The organism is Neobacillus sp. Soil_C_43, from assembly GCF_057656715.1.
Map to the genome: position 1 here is coordinate 31,625 of NZ_JBDGJV010000005.1, position 12,729 is coordinate 44,353.

General features: G+C 37.7%; 12 protein-coding genes. 5 read left to right on the plus strand and 7 right to left on the minus strand.

The window, feature by feature from the left end; translation table 11 throughout:
- Positions 1-144: 144 nt before the first annotated feature.
- Together clpB and AC3A54_RS08930 are read right to left on the minus strand one after the other, a co-directional pair.
- Positions 145-2,751: an ATP-dependent chaperone ClpB gene (gene clpB / locus AC3A54_RS08925; protein WP_487654185.1), complete on the minus strand. Its 2,607-nt coding sequence runs from the start codon at positions 2,749-2,751 to the stop codon at positions 145-147.
- Between the two features lie 119 nt (positions 2,752-2,870).
- Entirely contained in the window at positions 2,871-3,050 is a 180-nt protein-coding gene (locus AC3A54_RS08930; protein WP_335527023.1) for a YjzC family protein, read from the minus strand.
- A 272-nt stretch (positions 3,051-3,322) separates the two neighbouring features.
- Between AC3A54_RS08930 and AC3A54_RS08935 the strand changes: the two genes are divergently transcribed.
- The gene (locus AC3A54_RS08935; RefSeq protein WP_335548529.1) at positions 3,323-4,015 is read left to right on the plus strand and encodes a Crp/Fnr family transcriptional regulator; all 693 of its coding nucleotides are present in this window, start codon (positions 3,323-3,325) and stop codon (positions 4,013-4,015) included.
- 36 nt (positions 4,016-4,051) lie between these two features.
- Here the strand turns inward: AC3A54_RS08935 and mobB are convergent, their stop codons facing one another.
- Entirely contained in the window at positions 4,052-4,600 is a 549-nt protein-coding gene (gene mobB / locus AC3A54_RS08940) for a molybdopterin-guanine dinucleotide biosynthesis protein B (protein WP_487654186.1), read from the minus strand.
- Complete coding sequence (locus tag AC3A54_RS08945; protein WP_487654187.1) at positions 4,588-5,853, minus strand: molybdopterin molybdotransferase MoeA; 1,266 nt, start codon at positions 5,851-5,853, stop codon at positions 4,588-4,590. Before AC3A54_RS08945 ends, mobB begins: the two co-directional genes overlap by 13 nt.
- Before the next feature lie 241 nt (positions 5,854-6,094).
- Here AC3A54_RS08945 and ric point away from each other — a divergent pair, with 241 nt between their 5' ends.
- A complete protein-coding gene (gene ric / locus AC3A54_RS08950) occupies positions 6,095-6,793 on the plus strand; it encodes an iron-sulfur cluster repair di-iron protein (protein WP_487654188.1) in 699 nt (232 codons plus the stop codon).
- 298 nt (positions 6,794-7,091) lie between these two features.
- Here ric and moaA read toward each other — a convergent pair whose 3' ends face one another.
- Positions 7,092-8,108: a GTP 3',8-cyclase MoaA gene (moaA, locus tag AC3A54_RS08955; RefSeq protein WP_487654189.1), complete on the minus strand. Its 1,017-nt coding sequence runs from the start codon at positions 8,106-8,108 to the stop codon at positions 7,092-7,094.
- Positions 8,109-8,423: 315 nt separating this feature from the next.
- Here moaA and AC3A54_RS08960 point away from each other — a divergent pair, with 315 nt between their 5' ends.
- Positions 8,424-9,122: a Crp/Fnr family transcriptional regulator gene (locus AC3A54_RS08960; RefSeq protein WP_487654328.1), complete on the plus strand. Its 699-nt coding sequence runs from the start codon at positions 8,424-8,426 to the stop codon at positions 9,120-9,122.
- 52 nt (positions 9,123-9,174) lie between these two features.
- Here the strand turns inward: AC3A54_RS08960 and AC3A54_RS08965 are convergent, their stop codons facing one another.
- The gene (locus AC3A54_RS08965) at positions 9,175-10,302 is read right to left on the minus strand and encodes a TIGR04053 family radical SAM/SPASM domain-containing protein (RefSeq protein WP_487654190.1); all 1,128 of its coding nucleotides are present in this window, start codon (positions 10,300-10,302) and stop codon (positions 9,175-9,177) included.
- Positions 10,303-11,098: 796 nt separating this feature from the next.
- Complete coding sequence (locus tag AC3A54_RS08970) at positions 11,099-11,407, minus strand: metal-sulfur cluster assembly factor (RefSeq protein WP_308080561.1); 309 nt, start codon at positions 11,405-11,407, stop codon at positions 11,099-11,101.
- A 243-nt stretch (positions 11,408-11,650) separates the two neighbouring features.
- Here AC3A54_RS08970 and AC3A54_RS08975 point away from each other — a divergent pair, with 243 nt between their 5' ends.
- On the plus strand, positions 11,651-12,466 hold the full coding sequence (locus AC3A54_RS08975; protein WP_487654191.1) for a Cof-type HAD-IIB family hydrolase: 816 nt from the start codon (positions 11,651-11,653) through the stop codon (positions 12,464-12,466).
- A 109-nt stretch (positions 12,467-12,575) separates the two neighbouring features.
- The gene (locus AC3A54_RS08980; RefSeq protein WP_307289495.1) at positions 12,576-12,728 is read left to right on the plus strand and encodes a hypothetical protein; all 153 of its coding nucleotides are present in this window, start codon (positions 12,576-12,578) and stop codon (positions 12,726-12,728) included.
- Position 12,729: the final 1 nt, after the last annotated feature.

Consider the following 12,729-nt stretch of genomic DNA (forward strand, 5'->3'; position numbering starts at 1 on the left):
TGGGAATGTAAAAAAAGAGGCTGACTCCTTAAGCTTTAGAGTCAGTCTCTTTTTACTTCTTAGCTTTGTTAAACTCGTCTGTTGATTTCCGCTCCAATCAACATGGTATAAAAATTAACACTGTTCTTTTACACAACCTACTTTTTAGCCATTAAGCTCATGAACCCTTAAACTTACTTCTCCATTTTCAATAACAATTTCTACTGATGAATGTTCATGTACACGCCCAGCTATGATTTCACGGGCGAGTTTCGTTTCAATATTCCTTTGTATATACCGTTTTAATGGTCTTGCACCATATATAGGATCAAAACCATTCTCAGCAATAAATTCTTTTGCATCTTCTCGAATCGAAATATCAATATGCTGCTGCCTTAATCTCATTTGTAGTTCCTTCATCATCTTAACCACAATATTTTTTATTTCTCCCAATGACAGAGGTTTAAAAAGAATGGTTTCATCAATTCTATTTAAAAATTCAGGACGAAAGTGCGCTCTTAGTTGGTTCATCACGTTGTCTCTAGTATCCTCAGAAATGCCTATTTCATTATCTCTTCGGTCCAGTAAAAAGTGTGATCCAATATTGGAGGTCATGATAATCACTGTATTCTTAAAGTCCACCACTCGGCCCTGTGAATCAGTAATTCGCCCATCATCTAGTGCCTGCAAGAGAATATTGAAAACCTCTGGATGGGCCTTTTCAATTTCGTCCATTAGGACCACAGAATAAGGTCGCCTTCTCACAGCTTCTGTCAATTGTCCGCCTTCTTCATACCCTATATAGCCAGGAGGTGCACCGATTAAACGTGAAACTGCATGTTTCTCCATATATTCCGACATATCCATACGGATAATCTGTTCCTCGCTGTCAAATAGCGATTCTGCCAATGCCTTTGCAAGTTCTGTTTTCCCTACACCTGTAGGACCTAAAAATAAGAATGATCCAATTGGTCGATTAGGGTCTTTAATTCCTGCCCGAGCTCGGAGTACAGCATCAGCCACTAGGTTGACTGCTTCCTCTTGTCCAATGACTCTTTCATGTAAAATAGACTCCAATTTTAACAGCTTTTCTCTTTCACCTTCAACCAGTTTAGAGAGTGGAATCCCTGTCCATCTGGAAACAATATTTGAAATTTCTTCCCCCGTCACCTCTTCACGAAGTAAGCGGTCATCTCTTACTATGGCCTGCTCCAACTCTTTCAGTTCTTTTTCTGCTAAGGGAATTTGTCCATGGCGAAGCTCGGCTGCACGGTTTAAATCATATTGATCCTCTGCCTGTTGAAGCTCCCTCCTAAGTATTTCAAGTTGTTCCCTTTTCTCCTGTAATTTCTGAATTCCTTGCTTTTCCTGAAGCCACTTTGCTTTCTTCATATTCGCTTGCTCTTTTAAATCCGCCAATTCCTTTTGAAGTGTTTCCAATCTGACTTTACTGCCTTCATCACTTTCTTTTCTTAATGCCGCTTCTTCGATTTCTAATTGCATAACTCTTCGTGTGACTTCATCAAGTTCGGTAGGCATTGAGTCAATTTCTGTCCGAATCAGAGCACAGGCTTCGTCTACAAGGTCAATAGCCTTATCTGGTAAAAAACGATCTGTAATATACCGATCCGACAACGTCGCAGCAGCTACAAGTGCATGGTCATGGATTTTCACTCCATGGTGAACTTCGAACCTTTCCTTTAGACCTCTTAAAATAGAAATTGTATCCTCTACATTTGGTTCTTGCACAAGAACCTGCTGGAATCTTCGTTCAAGTGCAGGATCTTTTTCAATATATTTCCGGTGTTCATCAAGGGTAGTGGCACCAATACAGTGAAGTTCCCCTCGAGCTAGCATTGGTTTTAACATATTTCCTGCATCCATTGCACCTTCGGTCTTGCCGGCCCCTACAATAGTATGGATCTCATCAATAAAAAGCAGGATTCGCCCTTCGCTTTTTTTGATTTCATTTAACACAGCTTTTAATCTTTCTTCAAATTCACCCCTAAATTTGGCACCGGCAATTAGTGCACTCATATCTAAAGAAAAGATTGTTTTGTCCTTTAAACCTTCCGGTACATCCTTTCTGACAATTCGCTGGGCCAACCCTTCAACAATAGCTGTTTTACCAACCCCTGGTTCGCCAATTAAAACAGGATTATTTTTTGTTTTCCTTGATAATATCCTGATAACATGACGAATTTCTGTGTCCCTCCCGATTACTGGATCTAGCTTCCCTGCTCTGACCTCAGCAACCAGGTCTCTTCCATATTTCTTTAGAGCATCATATCCTGCTTCCGGGTTTTGCGAAGTCACTCTCTGGTTCCCCCTTATCTCTTTAATCGCCTTCAATACATTTTCTGGTGCTTTACCAAATGATTGCAGAATCTTTTTCATTTCAGAATCATTTGCATAACATGCTGCTAAAACTATGTGTTCAACCGATATATACTCATCACCAAACTTAGCTGCAAATTCTTCAGCACTTACGATCAACTTTTGCAGCTTTGCTGTTATATATAATTTCCCTTGTTCAACGCCACTTCCAGTGACCTGAGGTTTTTTAGATATAGACTCCATCCATTTGCTTTGAACTTTCTCAACAGATAAACCGGTCCTTTCAAGGATAGATACAATGAGACTATCCTCCTGATCCATTAACGCCAAAAATATATGGGGTTCATCCACCTCTTGATGATTATTTTTTACAGCTAAAGATTGGGCCTCCATTAATCCTTGTTGTAAACGTTCTGTCATTCGGTTTAAGTCCATACATCTCACTCCTTATTTGACCATTTTTGACCTTAACTTAATTATAAAACATTTCTCTAAAAGAAGTAAAATTTTTCACAATAGAAAAGCCACCCATATGGATGACTTATCTTGATACATTAAGGTTTTCTTTGATAGGTCCATACACGTTCATCATTGGACGTTTCTGGAAAAGTGTCTCCCGCTTTAAGCTTTATTTTTTTGGGGTTGTTGACAGTGCTTCCTGTGTCGCCAACCTCAATGTATATTCCATTATTCGGTGCCTTTTTACCTGATTTAAACTGGTGGTTTTGTCCCATTTTCTTCCCTCCTTGTCGTCTACATTTTTATTATTTCCTTTTCGGTAGAGGCCATTAAAGGAAGTTACTGCAAGTTTTCACAAAGTTCGACAATATTTCCTAAGAAATATTATGAATGCTTTTTTAAATATGACGATTGTATGAACTTATTGTACATTTATTGCTAAATATTCTTTGTTAACAATATAATTATAGTAAAAATACCCTTGTGAAATTTGACTGTGTTTTTATTATTAAGCGGTTTATTTGAACCTTTAAAGGTGGTTATTTGTATGCAGTCAGTAAAAGAAATGTCCGTAACACTCTCCCATCTCTTTGATACGGTTCACCATAATAGAAAGATCGAGAAAGGTACTTTTCTTTTTCAAGAAGGATCAAACGCAGATGAATTATATATTGTTCAAAGTGGAATCCTGCAAATTAGTAAAATTATTCCTGACGGTAGAGAATTAACTATTCGAATGTGCTCAAAAGGTGAACTTGTTGGGGAATTAAATTTATTCTCTCCAAGTTCAAAATTTTTATTAAGTGCACGTGTAGTTGAAAGTGGAGAAGTAGCTGTTATTAAGAAAGAAACACTTGAGGAAAAGCTCTCACAAGATCTTCCACTTTCCTTTGAATTCATCCAATGGATGAGTCAACAATATCGGAAAACCCAAACTAAATTTCGAGATTTAGTCCTTCATGGAAAAAAAGGAGCATTGTATTCCACATTAATTAGAATAAGTAATAGCTATGGAATAAGAACCACTAAAGGAATCCTAGTGGAGCTTCCTTTAACGAATCAAGAATTAGCTAATTTCTGTGGGACCTCTCGTGAAGTGGTAAATCGGCTTCTAAGTGATTTAAGAAGAACAAATATCATTTCTATTGATAAAGGAACAATTACTATTCATGATTTAGATTTCTTAAAAAGGGAAATCGATTGTGAGGATTGTCCTGTTGAAATATGTAAAGTGGATTAAGCAAAACAATATAGCACAATAAAAAAATCGGTCCATTCAGACCGATTTTTTTGGTACCTGTACCTGCTCCTGAACATATTGGATAGTCCACTGAATTGCTCTTTCATCACTGATTAAAAAAGATGGACCAGCCCACTTTTCATTCACCTGTTCCTTTATTTCCTCATTCCAAGAAATCACTGCTAATACATTGTTCACTTTTTCAAGTAATCGTATGTCAGAGGTCTCTCTAATGATTAAAAGCTTGGGATAATGCTCTTGCTTATACCCTTCGATTATAATGACATCGGGCTTAAAGAATTTCATAAGCTCTACCTGATCATCAAGATTGCAAACAATCTCCTCAGCTTGAAGAAGAATTCTTCCGCCTCCCTCAACAATGGATGCAAGTGCACCCGAGGTTAGATGCTTTCCTGTATCTTTGGACATCGATGCATCGGGCTTACCGCCATGCCCGTGATGCTTAATGGTTACTGTCTGTAACTGGTCGTTTTTTAATTGTTCGATTAACTTTAATGTAAAAGTAGTTTTGCCGCTATTTTGAAATCCTACAATTTGAAAAACAACAGGATTTACCAAGGCCACTCACTGCCTGATTGGTCCTCCAATAAAAGAACTTCTACTTCACAGCCTGCGGTAAAACCTCTTGTTCCACCTGGCAGAATCATTAACGAATTGGCACCAGCTAAGCTCATAATAATGTTTGATTTGTCCAGACCGCTCGGTGTAGATTTAAGTCTGCCTGCTTCTATAAACGTTGAACTTCGAACAAACCTTGTAAATGGATTGGCTTTTGGAAAGTCTACTTCAAGTACAGCCAGTTCTTTCCTCAAATGCGGTTTTTCCGAAAATAACATTCTCCGAAGGATTGGGCGGGCAAACAGTTCAAATCCGACATAACATGCTGAAGGATTACCAGAAAGCCCAAATAAAATCTTTTCTTTATATCGGGCCACCGTTGTTACACTACCAGGCCGCATTGCTACCTTATTAAACAATACTTCTGCCCCTAGTTTTTCATAAATAGCCGGTAGGTAATCAAAATCTCCTACAGATACCCCTCCGGTTGTTATCAGAACGTCCACTTTATTTAATGCATCCTTTACTGCATCAAAGCAGGTATCAAATTCATCAGGCAATTTTCCAAAATAATGGACAATTCCACCAGCTCTTTCAATCTGTGCACAAATCATATGTGAATTACTATTACGAATTTTTCCTGGAACTAAATCTTCATACACCTCTAATAGCTCTGTACCGGTCGCAAATAGACCCACAATTGGCTTCTTAGCTACTGGAACATTATGATAGCCGAAAGTCGCAAGCATGGCTTGAATACCTGGGTTGATGAGTGTCCCTTTTTTAACAAGAACTTCGCCTTGTTTCGCATCTTCCCCTATGAAGGAAACATTATCCCCCTTCTTAAATGGACGCTTAATAGACATGTATGGAATACCATTCTTTTCATAATCCTTTGCCAACTCAAACATAACCACTGCATCGGTTCCCTCAGGCATCATAGCACCGGTCATAATTCTAACAGCTTGATTTTGACCAACAACTTTGGTTGAAACCATCCCGGCTCCAATGTGATCTACTACTTCGAATTCTAGAGGATTGGATTGAGAAGCCTGACTCGTATCAATAGATCTAACCGCAAAACCATCATACGGTGCCCTATCAAAATGGGGCACATCACTAGTTGCAATTAAATCTTCCGATAAAAAACGGCCATAACTATCATTTATGGATATATACTCTGTCGCACCATGTAATTGTAATTCCATGATCTTTTTAACCGCTTCTCCTATTGGGATGGGTTTTCTTTTTTCTAACATCCTGCTCACTCCTGCCTAAAACGGGTAGTTTAACTTTATGTACAATATAATGAACTACTATACATTATAAGCCTATAGAAACCTTGCAAATATATCAAATATCACAAATTGGATAAATCTTACCTTAAAAAAACAAAAAATCATATTGAATGTGTGATTTAGGTCACCTAATTCCCTCTCTAATTCCATTATGCTTATAACAAGAAAACAAACAGCTTCAAATTTTAAGGAGGATTTCGTTATGACTTTCCCATTTACATCTAACTCATTAGTTAAAGATATTGTAAACGAATTACCAAAAACAAGTGATGTATTTAAGAAAAACCGTATTGATTTCTGCTGTGGCGGAAATATTCCATTGTCTGAAGCAGCAGCCCAAAACGGACTCAATACCGATCATTTACTTACAGAATTAAAAGAAGTATTCAAGAAATATGAAAATGAAGAGAAAAATATTGAGGTATGGACTGATTCCGATTCTAATACGATTATTGACCATGTAATCACTAATTATCACCGTGTCTCTGAAGAAGAATTAACCATGCTTAGCCCTTATGTAACAAAGGTCTCTCGCGTACATGGTGATAATCATCCAGAGCTATTAAAGGTATATGAGCTTTTTTATGAATTAAAAAAAGAATTGATAGAGCACATGGCAAAGGAAGAGGCAGTAGTCTTCCCTTTAATCAAGCAACTGGCTGATGGCACAGTGGAAAACCGTGAAGAAGCAATCAATATGATTGTTGAGCTTGAAAAAGAACACGATCATGCAGGTGAAATTTTGAGAGAAATCCGGGCAGTGACATCTGATTATACACTTCCATTAGATGCTTGTGGTACGTACCGCTTAGTCTATGCACGTTTGGAAGCATTAGAGGGACTAACCTTTATGCATGTACACTTAGAAAATAATATCTTATTCCCACGCTATCTTTCTTAATAATAAAAGGCTGTCTCATAATCCTGTTGAGACAGCCTCTTTTGTGAAATAAAAAACTCTCTTATTTTTGCTAAGAGAGTTTTTTATTATTTGGCTTTGTTAAACTTGTCTGTTGATTTCCGCTCCAGGCTCTTCGCTTTCCGTGGGCGTTTCGGCGAGCCTCCTCGGCGCTCACGCCTGCGGGGTCTCCCCTGAACCGTACTCCCACAGGAGTCTTCGAGCCTTCCACTCCAATCAACAGTGTATAAAAATCAATCATGTTCATTAACACAGCCTATTATTTAATACAATTGGGAGATTATCCCCCAATATAGGACATCTCAATTTTTTTGCGGTTTTTCGTTGTCTCTTCCGTTCTTTCATCCGAATATCGATCTTCCCGCCCATTCCAAATAGCGGTTACTCTATTACGGATTTCTTCATCACTAGCGCCATTACGCATGAAATTACGGATATCATGACCATTCCCATTGAATAAACAGGTAAATATTTGACCATTTGCTGAAAGTCGTGAACGTGTGCAGCTGGAACAAAATGATTCAGAAACGGAGGTAATGAATCCTACGTTAACGTCCGCATCCTTATAACGATAAAGCTTGGCTACTTCCCCAAAATATGCGGGGTCAATTGGCTCTAGCTCAAAATGCTCTTTTAGTAAATAGTACATTTCCTTCTTGGTAACAACGTCGTCCATTTTCCACCCATTTGTAGAGCCAACATCCATAAACTCAATATAACGTAATTCCAATCCATTGTTTTTGCAGTATTCTGCCATTGGTATGATCTCTGAATCGTTTAAACCTTTTTTTACTACCATGTTGATTTTGACACCTAGACCTGCTTGCTTAGCTGCTTCAATACCTTCTAAAACAGGTCCTGTCCCAACACCTCGTCCATTTATTTCGCCGAACAACTCATCATTCAAGGTATCAAGACTAACATTTACTCTTTTTAGACCTGCTTTTTTTAAGTCCATTGCTAATTTTGGAAGCAGGACACCGTTTGTCGTTAACCCAATGTCACTTAAGCCTTCAATGGCTGATAACTTTTCAACAAGTTTTGGCATATCTCTTCGTAATAGTGGTTCTCCACCTGTTAAACGAATTTTTTCAACACCTAAACTTACAAAAATCTTTGCAAGACGTTCAATTTCTTCATAGGTTAGCAAAGCGGTCTTCGGAAGAAATTCAAAATCGGGCCCAAATTGATCTGCTGGCATACAGTATTGACAACGAAAATTACAACGATCAATGACTGATATTCTTAAATCACGTAATGGCCTGTTAAATTTATCTTTTATAATGGTTTTTTCCATTCGGTATCAACTCCATTTAAGGAAGCAATTTACTTATAAGTGTAGCAGTCTTTTGGTTTGAAAGCTGTTACTTTATTCACTATAAATATACTTTTAATATAATTCTTATCTTAACAGATGTTTATTGATGAAGAAATGATTGTTTTTGGAAATATAAGCCTTTCTTACCTTACATAAAAAAACTGCGTGAGTTTTCACTATATTGTCATTGTTTACCCCGATTTATTGCTCAATCATGGGATAGAATGATACTAATGAATCCTTAATAAAAAATGACAGGTATAAAATATGTTACTTGAGGTGAAACGGATGACAATGACAACGCCAATGAAACCCACTCATTCCATAGAGATAAAAGAATTACTTCGATTTGCTGACCGGAAATTTAGAAGTGAAAGAGGAAGCTTCTTATTTCAGGAAGGGATGAAAGCAGAGGAACTTTACATTATCATTTCTGGAAAAGTTCAAATCAGCAAAATAACATCAGATGGACGTGAACTATCTTTAAGAATTTGCGGTGCAAATGATATTTGTGGTGAATTGACACTCTTTACAGATAATCCCAGATACTTATTAAGTGCAAAGGTACTCGAAGAAGGAGAAATTGTAGCCATTAAAAAAGATGTGATTGAAAGTGAAATTTTTCAAAATAGTAAGCTTGCTTTTGAATTCATGAAATGGATGAGCGATCATTTCCGAAAAACACAAACAAAATTTCGTGACCTTGTGTTAAATGGAAAACGCGGCGCGCTTTTTTCTACTTTAATTCGAATGACTAATAGCTACGGTATTCAAAAAGATAATGAAATTTTAATTGACCTGCCTCTAACTAATCAAGAGCTCGCCAATTTCTGTGGGACTTCTCGAGAAAGTACCAATCGGATCCTCAGTGACTTAAAGAAAGATAAAATTATTTCTATAAAACGAGGTAAAATATCTATTTTAGATCTTCAATTTTTAAAAGACGAGATCGGTTGCGAAAATTGTTCTGCCGTTTATTGCAATATTGAATAGCTGTTTTGGAAGAGGCTGACTTTTAAGGTCAGCCTCTTCTTTTTTATCTTGATTATTTTTGGACCTGTTTTTCCCGTAGTGCTTTTGGAATATAAACACAGAACGGTTCACTTTCAAGATAATCACCCGTCATAGCATATGCTCTTGACCTTGAACCTCCACATACATGGCGGAATTCACAGACCCCACATTTTCCTTTATAAAGATCAGGATTCCGTAGTGATTTGAAAATAGGTGACTCACGGTAAATTTCTTCTAATGGCTGCTCCCTTACATTCCCTGCCTTAACTGGTAAAAGTCCACTCGGGTAAACATCCCCAATATGCGATATGAAAACAAATCCATTTCCATCATTTACGCCTTTTGGTGCTCGACCTAAACCATCGATTGAGCCTGTTAATCCCTGCTCTGTTAATGCACTTAGATAATCTATCTCTGCTGTTTGTTCCTTAGCCTCACGCATCTTTTGCTGAATAACCACTCGACGATAATGCTGTGCTGCTGTTGTTTTTATATCAAAAGAAACACGTTTACTTAAATCATAAAGCCATCTGAACACTTCTTCATGTTCAACGGGAGAGATCATATCTGATTCTTGTCCTCTTCCTGTTGGTACTAGGAAAAAGACACTCCATAATACACAGTTGAGATCTTCAACCATTTTTGCCATTTCATCAAGATAATTTATATTATAGCGAGATATTACGGTATTGATTTGGATAGGGATCTCCAACTCATGAAGATATTTAATTCTTTCCATTGTAAGATCGAATGACCCAGCCGTTCCACGGAAATGATCATGTACCTCTGCTGTTGGCCCATCAATACTAAATGCCCAGCGAGATAGTCCGACATCTTTTGCTTTTTCAATGGCTTCTTTCGTCACGTTAGGAGTAGCACTAGGCGTCATTGAGACACGTACGCCTTTTTCCACTGCATATTTAGCAATATCAAAAACATCCTCCCTCATTAAGGGATCTCCCCCCGTAAAAACGAGCATCGGATTATTCATTTCATATATCTGATCTATTAACTGTTTGCCTTCCTCAAAGGAAAGCTCACGAGGATCTCTTCTATATTGTGCTTCGGCACGACAGTGCAAACACTTTAACTGACATGCACGTGTAAGTTCCCAAATAACGATAAATGGATCTTTATTAAAATCTCGGCTAAAAGCCATATGAAACGCCCCCTAAAAACGGCTATTTCAACTCAAACAGCCTTAATACTCTGTATTATAAAGGTGTTTATAGGCGAAAAAAGTGAACTTACTCACAGACTGAACGATATATATGGACGTTTTGTGAATACAAAGAAAAGCGCAAGCGCCTTGATCAGCCCCGACAGGCAAATGTTCTTCTGCAAAAAAAGTCGCTCTTTGACTTTTATTGCAGAAGAACATTTGACCCGAGGAGCTAGTCGCTGGAGCTGGACAATTCTCAAAGTCGAGTTTTATGCTTTCTTATAATGCTAAAAGAAAAAACAGTGGGTGGAATTCCACTGCCAGATTGTCTAGAAAGGAGTTCCGCCTAAATTGTTGAAGTTCCCCTGCCTGCTGACAATGTTTCGCTTTTTTCTTCGTACACTGTCTGAAGTTGGGTTACCTTCTGACAATGTTTCTGTTTTTTCTGCCAACTCTGTCCGAAGTTCCCCTGCCTTTTGACAATGTTTCGCTTTTTTCTTCGTACACTGTCCGAAGTTGAGTTGCCTTCTGACAATATTTCTGTTTTTTCTGCCTACTCTGTCCGAAGTTCCCCTGCCTTTTGACAATGTTTCGCTTTTTTCTTCGTACTCTGTCCGAAGTTGGGTTGCCTTCTGACAATGTTTCTGTTTTTTCCGCCTACTCTGTCCGAAGTTCCCCTACCTTCTGAAAATTAAAGAAAATAAAAAGGCTATCGAAAGTATTTCGATAGCCTACCAGTGGATGGAACTCCACTGCTTTTAAAGGTTATATTATTTTAAATTACCACTTATATTTAGCGAATGCCTAAGGCAATTTTCGCATAGCGTGACATCATTTCTTTATTCCAAGGCGGATTCCAAACAATATTTACTTCTACATCCTTGACTTCAGGAATATCTGCAAGTGCTCTTTTTACTTGATCAACAATTGTTCCAGCCAAAGGGCAGCCCATTGAAGTTAATGTCATATCAATAGTGACCTTTCCTTCATCATCCATTTCTGTTTTATATACTAATCCTAAATTAACAATGTCTACACCTAGTTCTGGGTCAATGACTAACTCCAGTGCACCCATAATATTTTCTCTTAAATCCTCATTCATTTCCTTCCGCTCCTTTAAATGGTACGATTTATTACAGTATTTACTTTTATATAAAAAGTATATCGGTTTTTATCCAATCTTGGTGTGAAATTTTTTACAGGTTGGATATATAATTGTTAACATAGTAAATATAGAAATAACAGTCCAATGTTTTGAAACTCATTAAATGTAGTGTATCATGCAGTTCATTTTTTTACTAAAAGTATGCATTTATTTGAGAATTCATATTATAAAGGAGTCCATATGGCAGAGAGACATTTAATCGCATTAGATTTAGATGGAACATTACTAAAAGATGATAAAACCATCTCTTTAAAAACGAAGGAAATTTTAAATAAAGCAAGGGATGAAGGTCATGTCGTTATGATTGCAACTGGCCGCCCTTTTCGTTCAAGTGAAATGTATTATCGTGAGTTAAATTTGGACACGCCCATTGTTAATTTTAATGGAGCGTTTATGCATCATCCTCGGAATCCTAATTGGGGATTTTATCATGAACCACTTGATGTTAAGGTTGCAAAAGACATTGTTGAAGCTTGCAGAAGCTTCCATTTCCATAACATCATTGCAGAAGTAATCGATGACGTTTATTTTCACTATCATGATGAAAAGCTTTTAGACATTTTTAGCTTCGGTAATCCAAAGATAACTACTGGTGACCTTGCTGAGTACTTACAAGATTCCCCTACCAGTATGTTAATCCATACAGAAGAAGATCAGTTAAAAACGATTAGACAGCACTTATCCGATGTTCATGCAGAAGTGATTGATCACCGCAGTTGGGCCGCGCCATGGCATGTTATCGAAATCATTAAAATCGGATTAAATAAGGCAGTGGGGCTGAAGAAGGCTTCAGAGTACTTTGGCATTCCTGCAGAAAGAATCATTGCTTTCGGTGACGAGGATAACGATCTTGAAATGCTTGAATATGCCGGTCGTGGTATTGCAATGGGTAATGCCATCGACCAAGTAAAAAACATTGCCAACGATGTCACCCTTAGCAACGAAGAAGATGGAGTCGGACAATATTTGGCAGACTTGTTAAATTTAAAATTATAATTTTTTAACACCATTGTTTTCCTAAATGAACAACCTCCTATTGGAGCATACTATTTTTGAGGCAGCGGTGCTGTTTCAATCAAAGCTTGAGCATATTGGAGGGATTCGAATGGGTAAACGTAACAAATCAAAACGCTTTGTCCAGCAAGGAGTGGATACAGTCAGCAAGCATGATGAACGTATCCCTTATCACATGACCTACGCTGAAGCAGAAGCTCAGAAAATGGCCAATGTGCATGAATCCTCGCTTGGAGGAATATAAC